This is a genomic window from Cribrihabitans marinus, assembly GCF_900109035.1.
Taxonomy (GTDB): Bacteria; Pseudomonadota; Alphaproteobacteria; order Rhodobacterales; family Rhodobacteraceae; genus Cribrihabitans; species Cribrihabitans marinus.
The window spans coordinates 188468-209647 of the sequence record NZ_FNYD01000006.1 but is presented as its reverse complement, the minus strand read 5'-3'; the positions used below and the strand labels follow the sequence as shown (position 1 = coordinate 209647).

23 protein-coding genes are annotated in these 21180 nt (G+C 68.0%); 10 read left to right on the top strand and 13 right to left on the bottom strand.

Translation table 11 applies throughout. The features are described from left to right. Positions 1-19: 19 nt before the first annotated feature. From BMX57_RS11910 to BMX57_RS11900, 3 genes are read right to left on the bottom strand one after another with little or no spacing between them, the layout of a single operon-like run. Complete coding sequence (locus BMX57_RS11910; RefSeq protein ID WP_092367001.1) at positions 20-1339, bottom strand: MATE family efflux transporter; 1320 nt, start codon at positions 1337-1339, stop codon at positions 20-22. Then, the gene (locus tag BMX57_RS11905; RefSeq protein WP_092366999.1) at positions 1336-1860 is read right to left on the bottom strand and encodes a PaaI family thioesterase; all 525 of its coding nucleotides are present in this window, start codon (positions 1858-1860) and stop codon (positions 1336-1338) included. Before BMX57_RS11905 ends, BMX57_RS11910 begins: the two co-directional genes overlap by 4 nt. Continuing rightward, positions 1860-2279 (bottom strand): PaaI family thioesterase, encoded by a 420-nt coding sequence (locus BMX57_RS11900; protein ID WP_092366993.1) that lies wholly within the window; start codon positions 2277-2279, stop codon positions 1860-1862. The genes BMX57_RS11905 and BMX57_RS11900 overlap by 1 nt, the downstream gene beginning before the upstream one ends. A 115-nt stretch (positions 2280-2394) precedes the next feature. Between BMX57_RS11900 and BMX57_RS11895 the strand changes: the two genes are divergently transcribed. The 9 genes from BMX57_RS11895 (at position 2395) to BMX57_RS11855 (ending at position 10553) form a co-directional block, all read left to right on the top strand. Beyond that, positions 2395-2763 (top strand): MerR family transcriptional regulator, encoded by a 369-nt coding sequence (locus BMX57_RS11895; protein WP_092366991.1) that lies wholly within the window; start codon positions 2395-2397, stop codon positions 2761-2763. 104 nt (positions 2764-2867) lie between these two features. Beyond that, positions 2868-3059 (top strand): hypothetical protein, encoded by a 192-nt coding sequence (locus tag BMX57_RS11890; RefSeq protein ID WP_092366989.1) that lies wholly within the window; start codon positions 2868-2870, stop codon positions 3057-3059. A 190-nt stretch (positions 3060-3249) separates the two neighbouring features. Then, positions 3250-3651, top strand: a complete 402-nt coding sequence (locus BMX57_RS11885) for a MerR family transcriptional regulator (protein WP_092366987.1) — start codon at positions 3250-3252, stop codon at positions 3649-3651. A gap of 53 nt (positions 3652-3704) precedes the next feature. Then, positions 3705-5486 carry an acyl-CoA dehydrogenase C-terminal domain-containing protein gene (locus BMX57_RS11880; RefSeq protein WP_092366985.1) on the top strand — a complete coding sequence of 594 codons (1782 nt, stop codon included), beginning with the start codon at positions 3705-3707 and terminating at the stop codon, positions 5484-5486. A 54-nt stretch (positions 5487-5540) separates the two neighbouring features. Further along, positions 5541-5753 (top strand): hypothetical protein, encoded by a 213-nt coding sequence (locus BMX57_RS11875; protein ID WP_092366983.1) that lies wholly within the window; start codon positions 5541-5543, stop codon positions 5751-5753. Positions 5754-6012: 259 nt separating this feature from the next. Beyond that, positions 6013-6651, top strand: coding sequence for a glutathione S-transferase family protein (locus tag BMX57_RS11870; protein ID WP_092366981.1), 639 nt, complete (start codon positions 6013-6015; stop codon positions 6649-6651). A 10-nt stretch (positions 6652-6661) separates the two neighbouring features. Next, on the top strand, positions 6662-7873 hold the full coding sequence (locus BMX57_RS11865; RefSeq protein ID WP_092366979.1) for an acetyl-CoA C-acetyltransferase: 1212 nt from the start codon (positions 6662-6664) through the stop codon (positions 7871-7873). Beyond that, entirely contained in the window at positions 7873-8358 is a 486-nt protein-coding gene (locus BMX57_RS11860; protein ID WP_092366970.1) for a cupin domain-containing protein, read from the top strand. The genes BMX57_RS11865 and BMX57_RS11860 overlap by 1 nt, the downstream gene beginning before the upstream one ends. Continuing rightward, a complete protein-coding gene (locus BMX57_RS11855; RefSeq protein WP_092366968.1) occupies positions 8355-10553 on the top strand; it encodes a 3-hydroxyacyl-CoA dehydrogenase NAD-binding domain-containing protein in 2199 nt (732 codons plus the stop codon). The genes BMX57_RS11860 and BMX57_RS11855 overlap by 4 nt, the downstream gene beginning before the upstream one ends. 151 nt (positions 10554-10704) lie before the next feature. On the opposite strand, the gene BMX57_RS11850 is transcribed toward BMX57_RS11855, so the two are convergent. From BMX57_RS11850 to BMX57_RS11840, 3 genes are all read right to left on the bottom strand, one after another. Continuing rightward, positions 10705-11415 carry a Hint domain-containing protein gene (locus BMX57_RS11850; protein ID WP_092366965.1) on the bottom strand — a complete coding sequence of 237 codons (711 nt, stop codon included), beginning with the start codon at positions 11413-11415 and terminating at the stop codon, positions 10705-10707. A 194-nt stretch (positions 11416-11609) separates the two neighbouring features. Continuing rightward, positions 11610-12257, bottom strand: coding sequence for a sulfotransferase family 2 domain-containing protein (locus BMX57_RS11845; RefSeq protein ID WP_092366963.1), 648 nt, complete (start codon positions 12255-12257; stop codon positions 11610-11612). A 39-nt stretch (positions 12258-12296) separates the two neighbouring features. Continuing rightward, on the bottom strand, positions 12297-13205 hold the full coding sequence (locus tag BMX57_RS11840; protein ID WP_092366959.1) for a DMT family transporter: 909 nt from the start codon (positions 13203-13205) through the stop codon (positions 12297-12299). Between the two features lie 155 nt (positions 13206-13360). Here BMX57_RS11840 and BMX57_RS11835 point away from each other — a divergent pair, with 155 nt between their 5' ends. After that, entirely contained in the window at positions 13361-14374 is a 1014-nt protein-coding gene (locus tag BMX57_RS11835; RefSeq protein WP_092366957.1) for a hypothetical protein, read from the top strand. Positions 14375-14401: 27 nt separating this feature from the next. Here BMX57_RS11835 and BMX57_RS11830 read toward each other — a convergent pair whose 3' ends face one another. The 7 genes from BMX57_RS11830 to BMX57_RS11800 form a co-directional block, all read right to left on the bottom strand. Continuing rightward, the gene (locus BMX57_RS11830) at positions 14402-15442 is read right to left on the bottom strand and encodes an SPOR domain-containing protein (RefSeq protein ID WP_092367228.1); all 1041 of its coding nucleotides are present in this window, start codon (positions 15440-15442) and stop codon (positions 14402-14404) included. Between the two features lie 79 nt (positions 15443-15521). Then, positions 15522-16154, bottom strand: a complete 633-nt coding sequence (upp, locus tag BMX57_RS11825) for a uracil phosphoribosyltransferase (protein WP_092366955.1) — start codon at positions 16152-16154, stop codon at positions 15522-15524. Further along, positions 16151-17134, bottom strand: coding sequence for an adenosine deaminase (locus BMX57_RS11820; protein WP_092366953.1), 984 nt, complete (start codon positions 17132-17134; stop codon positions 16151-16153). Before BMX57_RS11820 ends, upp begins: the two co-directional genes overlap by 4 nt. Beyond that, positions 17134-18345 (bottom strand): phosphopentomutase, encoded by a 1212-nt coding sequence (locus tag BMX57_RS11815; RefSeq protein ID WP_092366951.1) that lies wholly within the window; start codon positions 18343-18345, stop codon positions 17134-17136. The genes BMX57_RS11820 and BMX57_RS11815 overlap by 1 nt, the downstream gene beginning before the upstream one ends. Then, positions 18342-19649 carry a thymidine phosphorylase gene (locus BMX57_RS11810; protein ID WP_092366949.1) on the bottom strand — a complete coding sequence of 436 codons (1308 nt, stop codon included), beginning with the start codon at positions 19647-19649 and terminating at the stop codon, positions 18342-18344. Before BMX57_RS11810 ends, BMX57_RS11815 begins: the two co-directional genes overlap by 4 nt. 4 nt (positions 19650-19653) lie before the next feature. Continuing rightward, on the bottom strand, positions 19654-20046 hold the full coding sequence (locus BMX57_RS11805) for a cytidine deaminase (protein ID WP_092366946.1): 393 nt from the start codon (positions 20044-20046) through the stop codon (positions 19654-19656). After that, entirely contained in the window at positions 20043-21134 is a 1092-nt protein-coding gene (locus BMX57_RS11800; RefSeq protein WP_092366944.1) for a cupin domain-containing protein, read from the bottom strand. Before BMX57_RS11800 ends, BMX57_RS11805 begins: the two co-directional genes overlap by 4 nt. Positions 21135-21180: the final 46 nt, after the last annotated feature.

Genomic DNA, 21180 nt, shown 5'->3' with positions numbered 1-21180 from the left:
GAGGACCCGGCGCTGGCCGTCAGGGTCCCACCCCGGCCTCCAACCGCGGGTAGCGCAGCCACAGCGTCAGGCCGCGCGTGACGTTGAGCACCATGAGCGCGGCCCAGAGCCCGTGATTGCCGTAGAACGGCACCAGCACCGCCAGCGCGGCGACATAGACCGCGACCGACAGGATCATCGCCTGCCGCATGTCGCGGGTCCAGGTCGCGCCGATGAAGATGCCGTCCAGCATCCAGCTGGCGACACCCAGCAGCGGCGCGATGGCCAGCCAGGGCAGGTAGAGGCGCGCGGCGGCCTGCACCTCGGGCGCCTTGGCCATCAGATCGATCAGCCAAGGACCGGCGGCGTAGAACAGCGCGCCCAGCACCAGGGCGCCGCCCAACCCCCATTGAGAGGCGACAATGGCCGCCCGGCGCAGATAGGATCGGCGCCCGGCCCCCACAGCACCGCCGACCAGCGCCTCGGCGGAAAAGGCGAACCCGTCGAGGGCGAAGGCGGTAATCTCCAGGAACTGCACGAGCACCTGGTTGGCGGCCAGCGTCACGTCGCCCAGATCCGCGCCGATGAACAGGAAGGTTGTGAAGGACAGCGTCAGCAGCACCGACCGGATCATGATGTCGGCATTGACCTGCACCATCCGCCGGATCCGCACCGGGTCGAACACCCGCGCCCAGTCGCGCCACTGGTCGCCGCCAAAGGCACTGCGGCACAGCCAGAGACCCAGCGCCAGGCCCGACCACTCGGCGCAGAGCGTGGCGATGGCCACCCCCTCGACGCCCCAGCCCAGGCCCAGCACGAACCACAGGTCCAGCAGGATGTTGAGCCCGTTCATCCACAGTTGCAGGACAAAGACGCCGCGTGTGCGCTCGATGGCGATCAGCCAGCCGGTCACGGCGAAAAGCGCGATGGTGGCCGGCGCGCCCCAGATCCGGATTTCCAGATAGGCAAGGGCCAGGGTCTCGACCTCTTCGCTGGCCGGTGCCAGCGCGAAGGCGCCCCAGAACAGCACCACCTGGGCGGCGATCAGCAGGCCGCCGGCCACGCCGGCCAGGATCAGCCCGCGCATCAGCAGCGCGCCGGTCTCGCGCGTGTCGCCCGCGCCGCGCGCCTGCGCGGCCAAACCGGTCGTGCCCATGCGCAGGAAGGAGAACACCCAGTAGACCGTGGCCAGGATCACCGCGCCGATGCCCACGGCCCCGATCGGCGCGGCCTCGCCCAGCTGCCCCACGACACCGGTATCCACCGCGCCCAGGATCGGCACGGTGGCGTTCGACAGCACGATGGGAAGCGCGATGTTCAGGACCCGGCGGTGGGTGATCTCGCCGCCGGGCGACGTCACGCCTGCGGCCCGTCCTTGCGCGGCTGCGGCATCAGGAAATGGCCGGTGCCCTGCGCAAAGAGCTTGTCGCGGTTGTCCTGCCAGGCGGCGACATGCACCGAGGCATAGCGCCGGCCCGAGCGGTTCACGGTGGCCCGCGCATAGGCGTCGCGCGGCAGGCCCGAGCGCAGGTAGTCGACGGTGAAGTCGATGGTCTTGGGCAGCCCCGCAAAGCCATCGCGCGTCATCGCCTCGGCATCGAGCTCACCGCTTTCGATGCGCGGGTAAAGCTGCGCCCAGCTGAGCGTGACAATCGCCGTCACCTCCAGGAACGCCGCCGTCACGCCGCCGTGGATGGCCGGCAGAAAAGGGTTCCCGATCAGCTTGTCGTCGAAATTCAGTACCCCGGTCAGCTCGTCGCCCCGCCGGTCGAAGGTGAACCCCATGAACTGTACATAGGGGATCTCGCCCACCAGGGCGTTCAGCGCGGCGTCGCGGCGCTGCTTGACCACCTGCATCGGTTCGGGACGCGGGCGCGGCATCAGGTCCGCTCCACTGTGAAGGCGCCCGAGGCGGTGGCCACCGGGCGGTCGGCGTCGTCGTCGCAGGCGGTGGCGCGCACGAAGGCCACGTTGCGGGTGATGTGATAGCACACCGCCCGCGTGGTGATGGTCTGGCCGGGTTGCGCGGCCCGCATGTAGTCGATGCGCAGGTCGATCGTCGCGGTGCCGCCCGGGGCCGACGGGTGGCTCATGACGGCGGCGCCGCAACAGGTGTCCAGCATCGCCGATACGGCACCGCCATGGATCACGCCGGTGCGCGGATCCCCCACCAGGTCGGGGTTGTAGGGCAAGCCGATCTCGGCCTCGCCATCGCCTATATGCGTCAACTCCAGCCCCAGCGCCCGGGCATGGGGGATCGCCTCGATGAATTGCTTCGCGATCACTGTCTTGTCGACCATTGCAGATGTCCCGTCCGTGTGCGCGCCCTTTATGATCCCTCTCGCGCGGCAAGGGCAAGCCCGGCAGTTGCGCTTGCCCGGACAAGGCCATACCTTGCGCCCGAGGAGACTGCCAATGTCTGACAGCCAATTGTCATTCAAGGAAATGTGCGCCGAATTCGACGTCACGCCGCGCACCTTGCGATACTACGAGTATATCGAGTTGCTGCAGCCTGACCGCGAGGGACGGTCGCGTTTCTACGGCGCGCGGGAACGCGCCCGGATGAAGCTGATCCTGCGCGGGCGGCGCTGGGGGTTCTCGCTCGAGGAGATCCGGCAATGGCTTCTGATCTACGAGAACGAGGGCAACCAGGCACAGATGACCGCCTTTGTCGAGATGGCGGACCGGCAGATGGAGGAGCTGCGCAAGCAGCGGCAGCAGCTCGACGAGGCGATGGACGAGCTGCAGCAGCTGCGCGACCAGACCGCCGGCAACCTGACCTGATCCGTGCGCGAGTCGGGCGCACTTGCCAGGCGGGCCGACCGGCCCATCTCTTCCACCGAAGGCCCCGCCGCACCGATGCGGGGACGCAGTTGCCGGAGGCCGAAATGACCCGTTACAGCATCATCCTCCTGGCCGGAACGCTGCTTCTTGCGGCGGCCTGCGACCGTGGACCGAACGGCTATGGCACCGCCCCGCCGGGCATTTCGCAGGCCGACTGGGACGCCCAGCAGGAGGCGCGGCGCCAGGCCAAGTACAAGGCCTCGCAACGGCCGAATCCCGGCGGCGCGGGCAGCTGACCGGCAGATTCTTGCGCAAGGCGCACTGTTGGACAGGGTTGTTTCGGCATCAAATGGCTGATTTTCCTCGTGATCCCACGTCAACGGGGAAACTGACGTGGCGTTTCACTTACGTAAACGTCAACCACCTGCTGTAATGACCGCGTACCGTGCCCACATTGGGGCCGTTACACCGACGAGAGTACGAGACATGACCGAAGAGCTAATGACCATCCGCGAGATGTGTGACGCCTATGACGTGACCCCGCGGACCCTGCGCTTCTACGAAGCGAAGGAATTGCTGTTCCCGAACCGGGAAGGCCAGAAACGCCTGTTCACCAAGCGCGACCGGGCGCGGCTGAAACTGATCCTGCGCGGCAAGCGCTTTGGCTTCAGCCTGGAACAGATCCGGCAGCTGCTGGACCTCTACCATATCGGCGACCAGCAGCACACGCAGCTGCTCAAGACCTACGAGATCGCCCGCGAGAGGCTGGCCGACATGGAAGCCCAGCGCGACGAGCTGACCAAGGCGATCGAGGATCTGAGGGAACAGCTGCGCTGGGGCGAGAAGATTCTCGACTCGATGGAACAAGACAAGTACGCGGCAGAATAGCCTGCCGCCTCCCCCACCCAAACCGACCACAAGCACGCAGCAGGGAGCACGCCATGCCCGTCTATTCCGCCCCGACCAAGGACACCCAGTTCGTCCTGCATGATGTTCTGAATGTCTCCACCTCGGAGATACCGGGATATTCCGAGCTGGACCGCGACTTTACCGCCGCCGTCCTGGAAGAGGCCGGCAAGCTGGCGGCGAATGTCCTGCATCCGCTGAACGTGGTCGGCGACACCGAGGGCTGCGTGCTGGAGAACGGCGTCGTTCGTACGCCCAAGGGCTTCCGCGAGGCGTTCGAGCAGGTCAAGGAGGGCGGCTGGCCGGGCCTGGACATGCCCGAGGAATATGGCGGGCAGAACATGCCGCATGTGATCGGCACGGCCGTGGGCGAGATGTTCTCGGCCGCCAACCAGGCCTTCACCATGTATCAGGGCCTGACCCACGGCGCCGCCTCGGCGATCCTGGCGCATGGCACCGACGCGCAGAAGGACACGTACCTGCCCAAGATGGTCAGCTGCGAATGGACCGGCACCATGAACCTGACCGAGCCGCATTGCGGCACCGATCTGGGGCTGATGCGCAGCAAGGCCGAGCCGCAGGACGACGGCAGCTACCGGATCACCGGGCAGAAGATCTTCATCTCGTCCGGCGAGCATGACATGGCCGACAACATCATCCACCTGGTGCTGGCCAAAATCCCCGGCGGGCCCGAGGGCATCAAGGGCGTGTCGCTGTTCATCGTGCCCAAGTTCCTGGTCAACGAGGACGGCTCTCTGGGCGCGCGCAACGGCGTGAGCTGCGGCAAGATCGAAGAGAAGATGGGCATCCACGGCAACTCGACCTGCGTGATGAACTATGACGGCGCAACCGGCTGGCTGCTGGGCCAGGAACACAAGGGCATGCGCGCGATGTTCACCATGATGAACGAGGCCCGGCTGGGCGTCGGCATGCAGGGGCTGGCCCAGGCCGAGGCGGCGTATCAGAACGCCCTGGACTACGCCAAGGACCGGCTTCAGGGCCGCGACGTGACCGGCGCCAAGAACCCCGACGGCCCGGCCGACCCGCTGATCGTGCACCCCGACATCCGCCGCAGCCTGATGGACCAGAAGAGCTTTGCCGAGGGCGCGCGCGCGTTCCTCCTGTGGGGCGCCACCCTGATCGACCAGGCGCACCGCGCGGACGACGCCGATGCCGACGGGCTGATCTCGCTGATGACGCCGGTGATCAAGGGCTTCCTGACCGACGAGGGCTATGACATGACCGTGCTGGCGCAGCAGGTCTATGGCGGGCACGGCTACATCGAGGAATGGGGCATGTCGCAATACACCCGCGACGCCCGTATCGCGATGATCTACGAGGGCGCCAACGGCGTGCAGGCGCTGGACCTGGTGGGCCGCAAGCTGGCCCAGGACGGCGGCAAGCACGTGATGGCCTTCTTCGAGATGGTCAAGGCGTTCTGCAAGGACAATGCCGGGCAGGACGAGAGCTTCGACAAGACCTTCATCGAGCCGCTCAAGACCGCAAGCAAGGATCTGCAGGCCGCCGGCATGTTCTTCATGCAGGAGGGCATAAAGAACCCCAACGCGGCGCTGTCGGGCTCCTATGACTTCATGCACATGTTCGGCCATGTCTGCCTGGGCCTGATGTGGGCGCGCATGGCGCAGGCTGCGCAGGCCGCTCTGGACGCAGGCGCCTCGGATCGCGACTTCTACGAGGCCAAGATCGCCACCGGGCGCTACTACATGGCCCGCCGTCTGCCGGCCACGGCACTGCACCTGGCCCGGATCCGGTCGGGCGCCGATCCGGTCATGGCACTGGACGCCGAGAGCTTCTGATCCCAGATTGGCTCCGGGCAGCAACGCCCGGAGCCAGACCACCGGAGGACCGCCATGCCGAAACGTTTCCGCCTGACCCGCCGCTTTCCCGTCGCCATGACCGAGGACGGCTATCGCCGGCTCAAGGCGTTCTCGAAGGAGGCCGGGCTGGACGAGGGCGAGGCGCTGTCCTTCCTGTTCGAGAACTTCAACAGCGTGATCGACGGCGAGAACCTGTCCCACAGGCTGCGCCTGTTCAACGCCGAACTGGAGGACCGCAAACGCTGAGCCCGGCCGGACCGCTGCTACCGCCTCCGTCGGGAGTATTTGGGAAAAGATGAAATGGGGGCGCGTCCCTGCCACGGGGCTGCTGCCATCAGGACAGGGACGACTTCACCTTTTGCGGTCATCGGCTCTCCAGCCTGTACCGCCCATTCAGGAAACACCGAAGAGGTTAAGGAGAGGTTGTGACCGACCCCGATCTTCATCTTTTTCCAAATACTCAAAATCCGGCACCGGCCGCGCACGCAACGCGAGGAGGAACGCGATGACGATCAAACTCTACTGCTTCGGAGAAAGCGGCAATTCCTACAAGGCGGCCCTGGCGTTGGAGCTGTCGGGGCTGGACTGGGAGCCGGTGCATGTCGATTTCTTCGGCGGCGCAACCCGCTCGCCGCAGTACCGCTCGGATGTCAACAACATGGGCGAGGCCCCGGTGCTGGTCGATGGCGATTTCCGCACCAGCCAGTCAGGCGCGATCCAGGCCTATGTGACCGAAAAATCGGGCAGGTTCGGCGGCCGCGACCGCGACGAGACCTACGAGATCCTGCGCTGGGTGCTGTGGGACAACCACAAGCTCAGCTCGATGGCCGGGATGACGCGGTTCCTGATGAACTTCCTGCCCGAGGACAAGCGCCCGGCCGAGGTGATCGCCTTCAACCAGGGCCGGCTCAAGGCCGCCTATGCCACGCTGAACGCGCACCTGGAGGGGCGCGACTGGATCGTGGGCGACGGCGTGACCAATGCCGATCTCAGCTGCTGCGGCTATCTCTACTATCCCGAACCGTTCGGCTTCGACCGCGCGGACTGGCCCCATATCGACGCCTGGCTGACCCGGCTTTCCGAGCAGCCCGGCTGGAAAAACCCCTATGACCTGATGCCCGGCAAACCGTCGGATCGAGCTTGAGGAGACAACCATGACAGACGCCTATATCTACGACGCGCTGCGCACCCCCCGCGGCAAGGGCCGCAAGGACGGCGCCCTGCACGAGGTGACCAGCCTGCGTCTGAGCGCGCTGACTCTGAACGCGGTCAAGGAGCGCAACAACCTGAACGGCCACGCGGTCGAGGACGTGATCTGGGGCAATGTCACCCAGGTGATGGAACAGGGCGGCTGCCTGGCGCGGTCGGCCGTGCTGGCCTCGGACCTGGACCAGTCGATCCCGGGTCTGGCCATCAACCGTTTCTGCGCCAGCGGTATGGAGGCGGTGAACCTGGCCGCCAACCAGGTGCGCGGCGGCGCGGGCGAGGCCTATATCGCCGGCGGGGTCGAGATGATGGGCCGCGTTGCCATGGGCAGCGACGGGGCGGCCATCGCGGTGGATCCGTCGATCGCGATGGAGACCTATTTCGTGCCGCAGGGCATCAGCGCCGACATCATCGCCACCGAATACGGGTTCAGCCGCGACGACGCCGATGCGCTGGCCGTGGAAAGCCAGCGCCGCGCGGCCGAGGCCTGGAAGGAGAACCGGTTCGCGAAATCGGTGATCACGGTCCGGGATCAGAACGGCATTCCGATCCTGGACCATGACGAATACATGCGCCCCGGCACCGACATGCAGGCGCTGGGCTCGCTCAATGCCTCGTTCCAGCAGATGGGCGAGCACATGCCGGGCTTCGACAAGGTGGCGATGCTGAAATACCCGCATCTGGAAAAAATCAACCACATCCACCATGCCGGCAATTCCAGCGGCATCGTCGACGGTGCCGCAGCCGTGCTGATCGGCAACAAGGAGTTCGGCGAGAAATGGGGGCTGAAGCCGCGCGCGCGGATCAAGGCCACCGCCAAGATCGGCACCGATCCCACCATCATGCTGACCGGCCCGGTGCCGGTGACCGAGAAGATCCTGCGCGAGACCGGCATGACAATCGGCGATCTGGACCTGTTCGAGGTCAACGAGGCCTTTGCCAGCGTCGTGCTGCGCTTCATGCAGGCCTTCGACGTGGAGGACAGCAAGGTCAACGTGAACGGCGGGTCCATCGCCATGGGCCACCCGCTGGGCGCGACCGGCGCGATCATCATCGGCACGCTGCTGGACGAGCTCGAGCGTCAGGACAAGGAAACCGGTCTTGCCACGCTGTGCATCGCCAGCGGCATGGGTGCGGCCACCATCATCGAGCGCGTCTGATGCCCAAGCTGGACCTGACACGGATCGACCGGCGCGGCGGGTCGGGCTATCCCGGCAAGCTGGCCGCGACGATGCAGGGCCGCAGCAGCCAGCGGCTCGGGCCTGCCGGGGGCCTCACCCAGTTCGGCGCCAACCTGGTCCGGCTGGAGCCCGGGGCGATGTCGTCGCTGCGCCACTATCACATGGAGCAGGACGAGTTCGTCATGGTGACGGAGGGCACCTGCACGCTGGTGGACGACAGCGGTGAGCATGCCATGCAGCCCGGCGACTGCGCTGCCTTCCCGGCCGGCGACCCCAACGGCCATCACCTTATCAACAAATCCGACGCGCCGGCCGCCTTTCTGGTGGTCGGCACGCACACCCCGCAAGAGACCGCTTACTACAGCGATTTGGACATGATGGTGAAGACGGATGCCGGCGGCTCCCGCTTCACCCGCAAGGACGGAAGCCCGCTGACGGCGGCGCAGATCGGAGACGACCAATGACCGATTTCAAATATGACGTGGACGCGGACGGCATTGCCGTCATCACCTGGGACGCCGAAGGGCGCAGCATGAACGTGCTCACCCGCGAGGCGTTCGGACTGGTCGAGGAGCATCTCGACCGGGCCCTGGCCGACGACGCGGTCAAGGGCATCGTGATTACCAGCGCCAAGAAGGATTTCGCCGGCGGCATGGATCTGAACGTGCTGGCTACGATCCGCGAGGAGGCCGGGGACGAGCCGGCCAAGGCGCTGTTCGATTTCACCATGAACGGCCATCGCATCCTGCGGAAGCTGGAGCTGGCGGGCATGGATCCCAAGTCGAAGAAGGGCGGCAAGCCCGTGGCCTGTGCCATCAACGGCACCTGTGCGGGCATCGGCACCGAGATCGCGCTGGCTTGCCACCACCGGGTGATGACCGACAATCCCAAGGCCAAGATCGGCCTGCCCGAGATCATGCTGGGCATCTTCCCCGGCGGCGGCGGCACAACGCGCTACAGCCGCATGGTGGGGGCTATGGCGGCGTCTCCGGTCCTGCTGGAAGGCAAGATGATGGACCCGGCCAAGGCCAAGGGCGCGAGCCTGGTAGATGCCGTGTCGGACGATCCGCTGGCGGCGGCGAAAGAGTGGGTGCTGACCGCCAAGGACGCCGATCTGGTCAAGCCCTGGGACGCCAAGGGCTGGAAGATGCCCGGCGGCGCGCCCTATCACCCGGCAGGCTTCATGACCTTCGTGGGGGCCAGCGCCATGGTCAACGGCAAGACGCAAGGAGCGTTTCCGGCAGCCAAGGCGCTGCTCAGCGCGATCTACGAGGGCGCATTGGTCGATTTCGACACCGCGCTCAAGGTCGAGGCGCGCTGGTTCACCCATGTGCTGATGAACCCGTCCTCCAGCGCAATGATCCGCAGCCTGTTCATCAACAAGCAGGCGCTGGAGAAGGGCGCGGTGCGGCCCCAGGGCATTCCCGACCAGTCGGTGAAGAAGATCGGCGTTCTGGGTGCCGGCATGATGGGCGCGGGCATCGCGCTGGTCAGCGCACAGGCCGGGATGGAGGTCGTGCTGATCGACCGCGACCAGGCGGCGGCCGACAAGGGCAAGGCCTATACCGAGACCTATCTCGACAAGGGCATCAAGCGCGGCAAGGTCGACGCCGCCAAGAAAGAGGCGATGCTGGGCCGGATCACCGCGACCCCGGACCTGGACGCGTTGAAAGGCTGCGACCTGATCATCGAGGCGGTGTTCGAGGACCCCAAAGTGAAGGCCGAGATGACCCGGAAGGTCGAGGCGGTGATCCCCGAGGACTGCATCTTTGCCTCGAACACCTCGACCCTGCCGATCACCGGCCTCGCAAAGGCCAGCGCACGGCCCGAGCAGTTCATCGGAATCCACTTCTTCTCGCCGGTGGAAAAGATGCTGCTGGTCGAGATCATCAAGGGGAAAGAGACCGGCGACCGGGCGGTGGCCAAGGCGCTGGATTACGTGCGCCAGATCCGCAAAACGCCGATCGTGGTCAACGATGCGCGGTTCTTCTATGCCAATCGCTGCATCATTCCCTACGTGAACGAGGGTGCGCGGATGATCACCGAGGGCGTCTCGCCGGTGCTGATCGACAATGCCGCGCGGCAGCTGGGCTTCCCCGTGGGGCCGATCCAGCTGACCGACGAGACCTCGATCGACCTGGGCGCCAAGATCGCGCGGGCGACCAAGGAGGCGATGGGCGATGCCTATCCCGAAAACCCCGCCGACGAGTTGATCTTCTGGATGGAGGATCTGGGGCGTCTGGGCCGCAAGGCCAAAGCCGGGTTCTTCGAGTATGACGACAAGGGCAAGCGCGTCGAATACTGGAAGGGCCTGGCCGACAAATACCCGCTGGCCGAGGAGCAGCCCGACCTGATCGAGGTGCAGGAACGGCTGATGTTCGCACAGGTGCTGGAAGCGGTGCGCGCGCTGGAGGAAGGCGTGCTGATGGACATCCGCGAAGGCGATGTTGGCGCGGTTCTGGGCTGGGGCTTTGCGCCGTGGTCGGGCGGCCCGCTCAGCTGGCTCGACATCATCGGGACGCCCTATGCGGCGGAACGCTGCGACCAGCTGGCGGCGCAATATGGCGACCGGTTCGCCTGCCCGGCCCTGCTGCGCGAGATGGCCGACAAGGGCCAGAGCTTCTATGGCCGGTTCGCGCCCGAGGCGGAAGCCGCCTGACGCAAACCCGCCCCGGGCTTGACCCGGGGCCTCTGCCAGAAGGCGAAATGCTCGCGAAAACGGAAACCGGCGCACCCGAGGGTGCGCCGGTCCTGTTTGGAGACCGAGGGATCTCCGCTCCAAACCCCCGCGCCGGGGGCGCGGGGCCCGGTCAGACCCGTTCCGGCCTGCCGGGACGTGCCGGAGCCTCCTGGATCCCCGGCAACGCCCTTGGGTCGCTGGCGACGGAACTGACCGCGCCGTGGTCCCGGAGCCGCGCGGCGATCCGCTCGGCGGCACGGCCCGCGACCAATCTGTAAAGTCCCGCCCCCCGGCGCAGTCTCTGCGCGCCGATCGGTTCGGGATGCGGGCAAAACGCCATCAGCCCGCCATCGCAATAGATCACCTCGTCCTGGCGGAATGCGATCGTCGTGATCTGCACCACGTCGGCCGGCCGCGCTGGCGCGATCCCCTGCAACCCCGCCAGAAGCCGTGCGGGCAGGACCACGAACGGGTCGCCCAGCGCATCCTCGGCGGTATCGGATTCCACCAGCAGCCCCTGCTCGGGCATCAGCCAAAGCCGCTGCGGGTTGAACAGGGCGCCGGGCGGAACCAGCACCGGGCTGTCCGCCGGGTCGAGCGGCGGGGACGGCAGGTGCAGCGTGTCACGCTGGATGTCGACGACGGTCTGCATCCCGTGATCGAAGGTCAGCAGCCGGTCGCCCGCCGACAGCTCGCCCACCGCGCGCCACCCACCCTGTGTGGCGACGCGCATACCGTTGAAAAACCCGCCCTGCCCCGTGATCAGCAGATCCTCGCAGGGCGGCGGATCCCCGGCCGCCTCGGGCGGCTCGGTCCAGGCCGTTTCGTTCCATCCGAACATCAAGTCATTCCCGCGTTTGGCAGCGACGCGCGATCCGGGCGCAAGGAACGACCGGATCCATATGGGACAGGGGGCACGATTCGAGCGCCCTATTCATGCCGGCGGAAAGGCAAGACTGTGGCATTGTTTGGGCAAGGTAGGCAATCCGACGAAAATCACCGAATTGCACCACCCACAGAAACAATCGAGAAGATTCAGTCGAAACGATAGCCGAACCGGGCGATATCCTCGGCGCAGGCCCGCGCCACGCATTCCGCGCTGTGATCGGTGTAGTAGCGCCGGTAATCGGCGGCACGCTGCGACCGGTTCTCATGCGGCAGGTCCAGGGCAAACCCCAGATGCGACCAGAGCGGCGCGGCATCGGCCTCAAAATGCTCGATCCGGATATAGAGGTCGCCCTGCTCGACCCCGTCCGCCCGCCGCATGTAGGCCGCCGCCGGCGCGGCACGGAACGCGGCGCATGTCTCCTCATGGGTCACGAACGCCTCGAATGAGAGATCGCGGGCCAGCGCCACAGCGGGATGGTCGAAGGTCTGCACGCGCAGCCAGTGATAGTAGCTGACCGCCCGATCCCAGGGATTGCGCACCAGCGTGAAGGCCAGCATCCGCGACAACTCCTCGGCCGAAACCAGCCCGTCGATATCCGCCAGCATCGCGTGTTTCCACAACCGCCCGCGCGCCGGCAGATCCCTTTGCCGCGAACGGCGGCGCTCGGCCTTCGGGGTGTCTCCGATCAGGATGTCGTCCTTCATGGCGCGGGATTCCAGCGCCAGGGCCAGCGACGTTCCGCCGGTCTTGGGAATGTGCACAAAGACATAGCGGCGGCCGCGCGACACGATCATATCGGCAGGCTAGCGGCCTTCGGCCCCGATCTGAAGCCCCTAGCGCGAGCGCAGGGCGATGATGCCGCCGGCCACCGCGATCAGGCCGATCCCGGCCACCTGCCACGGCCCCAGCACCTGGCCCAGCGCCACCCAGGCGAAGAGCGGGCCGAACACCATCACCGAGTATTCGAACACCGACACCTGCGAAGGCTCGCCCAGCTGATAGGCCTTGATCAGCATGAACACCGCCGCCAGCGAGCCCACCGCCTGCACCAGCACCCAAGGACCCGCAGCGCCCATCGGCCAGACCCAGCCGCGACCGACGAACCCCGCCGGGCCGGGCGCGGGATGGGCCGGAAAGAGCGCAAGCCACAACAGGCCGCAGAGCCCCATGATGCCCAGCGCCAGCATCATCCCGGCCAGCAGGGCCACGGTGCTTTCGCCGGCGCAGATCGTGCGCGTGGCAATCGCCGCCAGCGCATAGAAGAACCCGCCCGCCACCGGCAGGAACACCATCAGGTCCAGCTTCTCGGGATCCGGCTGAAGCACGAACAGGATCCCGGCAAAGCCCAGCACCACCGCCAGAACCCGCCACGGCCCGATCCGTGTGCGCCGCCCCGTCACCGTGATCACCAGGATGAAGAGCGGCGAGGTGAACAGCCCCGCCAGCGCCTGCGCGATCGGCATCAGGGCCAGGGCGCTGAAATAGAACAGCATCGCCAGCGCGATCAGCAGGCTGCGCAGGGCCACCCGCCACGGCCGGCGCGGGCGCAACGACCCGAGCCCCAGCACCGGCAGCACGCAGAGCAGCGGCAGCATCGCCAGCGACCGGGTGAAATGGAACTGCCACAGCCCGATCTCTTCGGCCAGCAGGACGACCGCGTTGTCGATCACCCCGATGATCGCCATCGCCGAGAGCATCAGCGCCGCCGCCGCCAGAGGCGCGGTTTGTTGTTCGGACTGCATCACGTCTTTCGATCCCTGCACCGGGCACGCGCCCCCTGCCGACACTGCTACGGCGTTTGTCGGGGAATTGGCAACGAAAACCGGGCGTTCCCGGATTTGCCGTGCCCGGCCCTCGGTGCTACTCTGCGCCAAAGCGAGGCGAGCAGACATCCCGCATGACAGCGTTGACACAATATGACCGGATCGAGGCGACCGGCTTGTGGCGTCCTGCCCCGGAGGACCAGCGGCGCGAGGTGATCGCGTCGATCGGCGACGCGACGCTGACGATCTCGGATCTGAACGACCGCGCCCTGACGCATTGGTCCCTCGCCGCGCTGGAACGCAGCAATCCGGGCCAGTTCCCCGCCATCTACAACCCCGACGGCGACCCGGGTGAGACGCTGGAGCTGGCCGAAAGCGAAACCACGATGATCGAGGCGATTGAGCGGCTGCGTACCGCGATCGAGCGCAGCCGCCCGCGGCCCGGCCGCCTGCGCTGGGCCAGTGTCGCGGCGGTCACTCTGTCGGTCGCGGCGGTTCTATTTCTGTGGCTTCCCGGCGCGCTGCAGCGGCACGCGGTCTCGGTGGTGCCCGACATCAAGCGGCAGGAGATCGGGCGGCGCATCCTGGACCGTGTCGAACGGGTCGCCGGACAGGCCTGCGCGCCCGAGGAGGCCGCACCGGCGCTGGATCGTCTGGCGCAGCGCACCGGCGTACGGCGCCTTGTGGTGCTGCCGGGCGGGATCGCCAACAGCCTGCACCTGCCGGGCGGCATCGTCGTTCTGAACCGCACCCTGATCGAGGACCACGAGGATCCGGCGGTTGCGGCCGGCCATATCCTGCTGGAACGCGCGCGCGCCGAGGCCAAGGATCCGCTGGCCGAACTTCTGGACCATGCCGGGCCGATCGCATCCTTCCGGCTGCTCACCACCGGGCAGATGACCCCCGAAAGCCTCGACCGCTACGCCGAAACCGCCATGTCCGCGCCGCGCCCGGCACTGGCGGACGATGCGGTTCTGGCGGTGTTCGCGCAGGCTGCCGTACCGTCATCGCCCTATGCCTATGCGCAGGATGTCACGGGTGAATCCGTGCTCGGCCTCATCGAGGCGGACCCGATGGCGGGCCGCACGCTGGAGCCGGTTCTGCCCGACCGCGACTGGATCCGCCTGCAGGGTATCTGCGGCGGCTGAGTGCGCCGATGCCGCCTGGGACGCGGGCTACCGGGCAAGCCGCGCCGATGTGTAGCCCGCCTGCCGGACCCGGGCCAGGGCCGCGCGGGCCGGTTCGTCCGAGGTGAACGGTCCGACCAGGACCGCACGATAGCTGTCACCGTTGCGCCGGGTCGACCCGTAGCGCACCGGCAGGCCGTCCCGGGCCAGCGCCTGCCCCACCTGCCTTGCATCCGGCTGGGTCGCGTGGGTGGACACAAGGACATAGCGTCGCTGCGTGGCCTTGGGCGGCGCGCTTGTCCGCGTCGCGGACGGGGACGGTGCGAGATTGAGGTATTTCGGCGGCTCCGAGGGCTCAGCGATCACCGGGCGGTCCAGCGGCTGCTCGGCCAGCTCGCGCGGAACCGTCCGGGTCCAGATCCGGTCGGTCTGCGTGTCTCCGGTGCCGGTGCGCAGATCACGGCGGGGATTCAGCCGCCCGTCGCCGCGCCGCACCGGCTGGTGACCCGCCGGGACCCGGAACTGGCGGGCCCTGGCCGGGGCCAATGTGCGTTCGGCCCGGTACGGGTTGAGCCGGTCATCTCTCCAGACCCGGCGATAACCGCGCGGGACATGCACGTTCCGGGTGTTCTGGCGGTTCTCGTAGACATGGCGCGGCACCACGCGGGTGTGCGGCGACAGCAGGGCGCCGGCGCCGCGGGTCTCGGCCACCCGGGTGATGACCGCGCGCGGCGGCGCAGCGGGTGCAACCGCGCGCACCGGCTCACGGCGGACCTGGCGCGCGGTCTCCGCCACCGGAGCCTTTGTCGTGGTGGTTGCCGGGCTGGCGGCGGCGGCGGCGACCGGCAGTGTTGGGGCCAGACCGCACACCTGCTTGCGGTCACGGCCGACCCGGGGCACCCAGGTCACCTGCCCGTCGATCCCCGCGCGCAGATAGACGCAGCCGCGGCTGTCGACATATTGCTTTCCCGCGAAAGAGGCCGGCGGCTGCTCGGCCGGCGGCCCCGGCTCGGTTCCGCCCTGCGCGGACGCCGCGTTCCACGCGGCCATCGGCAGGACACAGACAGCAATAATTCTGGTAAACTTCATCACCACCCCCACAAGATATGGAGGAAGGATGCCGCGAATCCGGTCCCGAGTAAAGCGCCGCAATGGGTGCGGCGCGATGCTACTTGGTGCCGAACATCCGGTCGCCGGCATCGCCAAGCCCCGGAAGGATATAGCCCTTTTCGTTCAGCTGCCGGTCCAGCGCGGCGGTGATCACCGGCACGTCGGGATGCGCCTCCTTCATCCGCGCCACGCCCTCGGGCGCGGCCAGAAGGCAGAGGAAGCGGATATCGGTGGCGCCGGCCTGTTTCAGCAGATCCACCGCCGCGGCCGAGCTGTTGCCGGTGGCCAGCATCGGATCGACCGCGATCACAACCCGGCTGTCCAGCCCCTCGGGCACCTTGAAGTAGTATTGCACCGGCTGCAGCGTCTTCTCGTCCCGGTAGAGGCCCACGAACCCCACCCGCGCCGAGGGCACCAGCTCCAGCACACCGTCCAGCATGCCGTTGCCCGCCCGCAGGATCGACACCAGAGCCAGCTTCTTGCCGGCCAGGATCGGCGCCTCGATCTCCTCCAGCGGGGTTTCGATCTGGCGGGTGGTCATCGGCAGGTCGTGGGTGACCTCATAGGCCAGCAGCAACGTGATCTCGCGCAGCAGCTGGCGGAAGGACGCGGTCGAGGTGCCCTTGTCCCGCATCAGGGTCAGCTTGTGCTGCACCAGCGGGTGATCGACGATGGTGAGGTGGTCGCTCATGTTGTCTCCAGTTTGTTCTTGACCCGTGCGCGGGTGTCCTCGTCACAGAAGGCCGCGTCCAGCGCGGTTGCGTTCAGGGCCGCGAAATCGTCCTCGTCCCAGCCGAAGGCGCGGTTCAGCATCTGGTATTCCCGCCGCATCGTCGTGTGAAAGAAGGGCGGATCGTCGGTCGAGACGGTGACCTTGACGCCCGCCTCGCGCAGCCGGGCGATGGGATGGGCCGCGAAATCGGGATAGAGCCCCAGAACCACGTTCGAGCCGGGGCAAACCTCGAGCACGGTGCCGCGTTGGGCCAACTCGGCCACCAGGCCGGGATCCTCGATGGCGCGCACGCCGTGGCCCAGGCGCTCGACGCCCAGGTCGTGCACCGCCTGTCGTACGCTGTCGGGCCCACCGAACTCGCCCGCATGGGTGGTCAGGCGCAGCCCGGCCTCGCGCGCGCAGTCGAAGGCCCAGGCATAGTCGCCCTGCCGCCCGACGCTCTCGTCGCCGCCCATGCCGAAGCCCACGATCCAGTCGCCCGCGGTCTCGGCAGCGCAGACGGCGGCGGGCCGGGCCTTGTCCGGGCCGAAATGCCGGATGCAGGTGACGATACCGCGCAGGATGATGCCATGCGTGCGCTCGGCCTCGTCGGCGGCTTCGCGGATCGCGTGCAGGTATTCGCGCCACACCCCCACATCGCCGCCGCCGCAGAAATCGGGGCTGAGAAAGGTCTCGCTGTAGACCACGCCGTTTGCGGCGCTTTCCTCGAGCACCGCCAGGGTCAGGCGGCGAAACTCCTCGGGGCCGGTCAGCACCTGGCAGGCGGCTTCGTAGACCGACAGGAAATGCGCGAAATCGCGGTAGGCATAGCCGCCGTCGGGCTTGAAGATGCGGCTCAGGTCAATGCGCTTTTCCTGCGCCAGCTGGCGGATGAAGGCGGGCGGCGCCGCGCCCTCGTGATGCAGGTGCAGCTCGATCTTGGGAAGGTTGGCGACCATCAGAAGAAACTCCGTCCCGGCCCCTGCGCCGGTATGTCCAGGTGATGCGCGATGCTGGCGGCGACATCGGCGAACTTGACTGCCCCGATCTCGCCCGCGCCGCGCCCGGCGATCAGCACCGGCACCTGCTCGCGCGTGTGGTCGGTGCCGGTCCAGCTGGGGTCGTTGCCATGATCGGCGGTCAGGACCATCAGGTCGCCGGAACGCAGCGCCTGCAGAACGGCACCGATGCGCCGGTCAAACCACTCCAGCGCGCGTGCATATCCGGCAATGTCGCGGCGATGTCCATAGAGACTGTCGAATTCGACGAAATTGGCAAAGGTCAGGCTGCCCTCGTCGGCCTCGTCCACCAGCCTTGCAAGGTGGTCCATCAGGTCGGCGTCGCTGCCCTTGTCCGCGGTATCAATGCCGCTCATCGAGAAGATGTCGCCGATCTTGCCGACGCCATGAACCCTGCGCCCGGCGTCCTGCACCCAGTTGGTGAGCACCGGTGCGGGCGGGGCGATGGCATAGTCGCGGCGGTTGGTGGTTCGGGTGAGCCCGGTCTCGGGCGTGCCCACGAATGGCCGCGCGATGACCCGGCCCACCTTCATCGCGTGCAGGCGCGGCGCGATGGCCCTGCACAGCGCCAGCAGCCGGTCGAGGCCGAACGTCTCTTCATGCGCGGCGATCTGGAACACACTGTCGGCGGAGGTATAGCAGATCGGCCAGCCGGTCTGCATGTGTTCGGCGCCGAAGCGCTCGATGATCTCGGTGCCGCTGGCATGGCAATTGCCCAGGATGCCGTCGGTTCCGGCGACCTTGCAGACCTCGGCGGTCAGGTCGGCGGGAAAGGCGGGCGTGTCGTTCGGGAAATAGGTCCAGTCCCACGGCACCGGCAGCCCGGCCAGTTCCCAATGGCCCGATGGCGTATCCTTGCCCGCGCTGACCTCGCGGGCGCAGCCCCAGAGACCTTCGGGCGCCGCCTCCAGCCCCGGCGTCTCTGCGCCCGAGGCCAGCCGCACCGCCGCCCCCAGCCCCAGAGCATCGAGGTTCGGCAGGTGCAGCGGCCCGCTGCGCCCGTCCTCGGCCCGGCCCTCGGCGCAGGCCTGGGCGATATGGGCGACGGTGTTGGCTCCGGTGTCCGGCACGTCGTCGTTGAAATAGCGGTCGGCATCCGGCGCGCCGCCGATGCCGACCGAGTCCATCACCACCAGGAAGGCGCGGGTCATGGCCCGATCCTCTCATGCACCAGCGGCGGCACGGCGGGCGGTTTCGGCCCCAGCGTGATCGCCGCGCGCACGGCGGCATCAGCGCGCCGTGCCGCATCCTCGCGGGCGGCGTGGATCTTGGCCAGCGGCGTGCCCTTGTCCACTTTCGCGCCCAGCCGGACAACGCCCGACAGGCCGACGGCGGGGTCGATCACGTCCTCCTCGACCTGCCGCCCGCCGCCCAGCGCCACCACCGCCAGGCCCAGCGCCTCGCCGTCGATGGCGGTGACGTAGCCAGCCTCGCGTGCGGCGATTTCCTGGATCACGCTGGCCTCGGGCAGGAACCGGGCCCAGTCGTCGACGAAGCGCACCGGCCCGCCCAAAGCGGCCAGCATCCGGCCGAAGCGCTCCGCCGCGCGGCCGTCCCGGATCACTGCCGCGACCCGCTCGGATCCCGCCTCGGCGCTGTCGGCCAGCCCGGCATCGGCCAGCAGCACGCCGCCAAGCGCGGCCGACAGCTGCGCAAGCGGGCTGTCCTGGCCGTCGGTCAGCGCGGTCATCACCTCGTCCACCTCCAGCGCGTTGCCCAGCGCCGGCGCCAGCGGCTGGTTCATGTCGGTGATCAGGGCCGAGGTCTTGCAGCCCGCGGCGTTTGCGGTTTCGACCAAGGCCCGGGCCAGCGCCCGCGCCTCGTCGGGCGTCTTCATGAAGGCGCCGCTGCCCAGCTTTACGTCCAGCACCAGCGCCTGCAGCCCCGCCGCCAGCTTCTTGGACAGGATCGACGCGGTGATCAGGTCCAGGCTCTCGACCGTGGCGGTGACGTCGCGCACCGCGTAGAGGCGCTTGTCGGCGGGCGCAATCCGGGCCGAGGCGCCCACGATCGCCGCACCGACCTCCGCGACGATGCGCGCGAGGCGGGCGCGCCCGACCTGCGTAACGACACCCGGGATCGCCTCGAGCTTGTCCAGCGTCCCGCCGGTATGGCCCAGTCCGCGGCCCGAGATCATCGGGACGTAGGCGCCGCATTCCGCCAGCGCGGGCGCCAGCAGCAGGCTCACGCAATCGCCGACGCCGCCGGTCGAATGCTTGTCGATGACCGGCCCGTCCAGGTCCCATTCCAGCACCGTGCCGCTGTCGCGCATGCCCAGCGTCAGCGCGGTGCGGCCCTCGGGGCCAAGCTCTCCCATGCAGACGGCCATGGCAAAGGCGCCGGCCTGGGCGTCGCTGACCCCGCCATCGGCCAGGCCCTGCGCGAACCAGCGCAGCGCCTCGGCGCCGGGGGCCTCGCGCCGACGCAGGCGCGCTATGATCGTGCGGGCATCCATGAGATCAGCTGCCCTCCATCTGCGCCTTGTCGAAGGCGCCGGGCAGCAACTCGGCGATCGTGGTCGCGTACTCCACACCCGCCACCGTGGCCATCGTCACCGGTGTTTCGCCCGCGCCGAACTCGGCCAGCTTCTGCCGGCACCCGCCGCAGGGGGTGACGGGCACCGGGCTTTGCGCCACCACATAGACCTCGCTCAGCGCGGTTTCGCCGGCGGCCACCATCGCGGCAATCGCCCCCGCCTCGGCGCAGGTGCCCTCGGGATAGGCCACGTTCTCGACATTGCAGCCGGCATAGACCGCGCCCGAGGCGGCACGGATCGCGGCGCCGACCTTGAACCCCGAATAGGGCGCATGCGCGTTCTGGCGGACATCGAGGGCGGCTTGTCTGAGACTCATGAGGGCTCCAGTTCGGTTTCGAATTCACCTGGCAGGGTCACTTCCAGCAGTTCCAGATCCTCGGACGGATCGGCCAGCCGGGTGCACAGCTCGGGAGGGACGACAAAGGCGTCGCCCGGCTCCAATCTGTAGGGATCGTGCGCGTCGGCCTCAAGGGTGACCTGACCGGCCAGCACGTAGGTGAAGTGGATATCCGCGTCCTGCCGCGCCCGGACCGGATGGCCCGGGCCGGGGCGGATCACCTGAACGCCGGCCACGCCACCGGTGTTTTTGGCAATCGTAGTATCGCGGCAGACATAGCCCGGCAGGCGGAACGGAGCCCACCTCGCCCCTTCGGCCCGGTTGTGCACGAAACGCTGCCCGTGCCAGTGCCGGTCGGGGCGCAGATGCGGCGTGGGCAGGGTCATGTCGTGGTCGATCTCGGTCACGTGTTCGGCGGGCACGCCGATCTCGATCACCTGGCACTCGTCGCTGGCCGCCAGCACCCGGTGCCGGATCTCGGGCGGCTGGATGAAACAGTCGCCGGGCGTCAGCCGCAGGGCCGGGCCCTGATCCTCGTAGACCACGTCGACCCAGCCGTGGATGCAGAAGATCAGCTGGAACCCGACCTTGTGGAAATGCACCATGTCCGGCACCGGCCCGCCCTGCGGGATCCGGATGTGGCTGGCGATGAGCGATCCACCCAGCCGGTCGGGCACCAGGTCGCGATAGTGCATCCCGGCCCGCCCGATGATCCAGGGCGCGCGGTCGCTGAGGCGGCGTACCGCGAAGGAATGCACCGTCGGAGGCAGGGTCAGCGGCGGATCAAGCGCGTCGATCTCGACCCGTGTTCCGTTGGGCGCGGCCAGTACGCGCAGGCCGCCCGCAAAACTCTCGGGATCGTCGGTGAGGATCCGGATCGTTCCCGGCGGTTCGGCGGCGTCGCGATCCAGCCGCAGGCGCAGACCATGCCCTGAGACCACCGCGACGCGCGGATCGTCGGCGGGTAAGATCCGGTCGAGCCGCATCCCCAGCGTTCCGGTAAAGAACGCGAGATCGTCTTGCAGATCCCGCGTCGGCAGGCGCATCTCGGCAGTCGTGTCGGTCATGGGCTTCTGATCCTCGCCCGGGGCAGACTGCCGCCGCCCCCCGGCT

What these genes read in the sequence shown, in the direction of transcription:
- BMX57_RS11905 (WP_092366999.1), bottom strand. Translation starts at nt 1,860, where the DNA reads ATGCCGCGCCCGCGTCCCGAACCGATGCAGGTGGTCAAGCAGCGCCGC.
- BMX57_RS11900 (WP_092366993.1), bottom strand. Translation starts at nt 2,279, where the DNA reads ATGGTCGACAAGACAGTGATCGCGAAGCAATTCATCGAGGCGATCCCC.
- BMX57_RS11895 (WP_092366991.1), top strand. Translation starts at nt 2,395, where the DNA reads ATGTCTGACAGCCAATTGTCATTCAAGGAAATGTGCGCCGAATTCGAC.
- BMX57_RS11890 (WP_092366989.1), top strand. Translation starts at nt 2,868, where the DNA reads ATGACCCGTTACAGCATCATCCTCCTGGCCGGAACGCTGCTTCTTGCG.
- BMX57_RS11885 (WP_092366987.1), top strand. Translation starts at nt 3,250, where the DNA reads ATGACCGAAGAGCTAATGACCATCCGCGAGATGTGTGACGCCTATGAC.
- BMX57_RS11880 (WP_092366985.1), top strand. Translation starts at nt 3,705, where the DNA reads ATGCCCGTCTATTCCGCCCCGACCAAGGACACCCAGTTCGTCCTGCAT.
- BMX57_RS11875 (WP_092366983.1), top strand. Translation starts at nt 5,541, where the DNA reads ATGCCGAAACGTTTCCGCCTGACCCGCCGCTTTCCCGTCGCCATGACC.
- BMX57_RS11870 (WP_092366981.1), top strand. Translation starts at nt 6,013, where the DNA reads ATGACGATCAAACTCTACTGCTTCGGAGAAAGCGGCAATTCCTACAAG.
- BMX57_RS11865 (WP_092366979.1), top strand. Translation starts at nt 6,662, where the DNA reads ATGACAGACGCCTATATCTACGACGCGCTGCGCACCCCCCGCGGCAAG.
- BMX57_RS11860 (WP_092366970.1), top strand. Translation starts at nt 7,873, where the DNA reads ATGCCCAAGCTGGACCTGACACGGATCGACCGGCGCGGCGGGTCGGGC.
- BMX57_RS11855 (WP_092366968.1), top strand. Translation starts at nt 8,355, where the DNA reads ATGACCGATTTCAAATATGACGTGGACGCGGACGGCATTGCCGTCATC.
- BMX57_RS11850 (WP_092366965.1), bottom strand. Translation starts at nt 11,415, where the DNA reads ATGTTCGGATGGAACGAAACGGCCTGGACCGAGCCGCCCGAGGCGGCC.
- BMX57_RS11845 (WP_092366963.1), bottom strand. Translation starts at nt 12,257, where the DNA reads ATGATCGTGTCGCGCGGCCGCCGCTATGTCTTTGTGCACATTCCCAAG.
- BMX57_RS11840 (WP_092366959.1), bottom strand. Translation starts at nt 13,205, where the DNA reads ATGCAGTCCGAACAACAAACCGCGCCTCTGGCGGCGGCGGCGCTGATG.
- BMX57_RS11835 (WP_092366957.1), top strand. Translation starts at nt 13,361, where the DNA reads ATGACAGCGTTGACACAATATGACCGGATCGAGGCGACCGGCTTGTGG.
- BMX57_RS11830 (WP_092367228.1), bottom strand. Translation starts at nt 15,442, where the DNA reads ATGAAGTTTACCAGAATTATTGCTGTCTGTGTCCTGCCGATGGCCGCG.
- upp (WP_092366955.1), bottom strand. Translation starts at nt 16,154, where the DNA reads ATGAGCGACCACCTCACCATCGTCGATCACCCGCTGGTGCAGCACAAG.
- BMX57_RS11820 (WP_092366953.1), bottom strand. Translation starts at nt 17,134, where the DNA reads ATGGTCGCCAACCTTCCCAAGATCGAGCTGCACCTGCATCACGAGGGC.
- BMX57_RS11815 (WP_092366951.1), bottom strand. Translation starts at nt 18,345, where the DNA reads ATGACCCGCGCCTTCCTGGTGGTGATGGACTCGGTCGGCATCGGCGGC.
- BMX57_RS11810 (WP_092366949.1), bottom strand. Translation starts at nt 19,649, where the DNA reads ATGGATGCCCGCACGATCATAGCGCGCCTGCGTCGGCGCGAGGCCCCC.
- BMX57_RS11805 (WP_092366946.1), bottom strand. Translation starts at nt 20,046, where the DNA reads ATGAGTCTCAGACAAGCCGCCCTCGATGTCCGCCAGAACGCGCATGCG.
- BMX57_RS11800 (WP_092366944.1), bottom strand. Translation starts at nt 21,134, where the DNA reads ATGACCGACACGACTGCCGAGATGCGCCTGCCGACGCGGGATCTGCAA.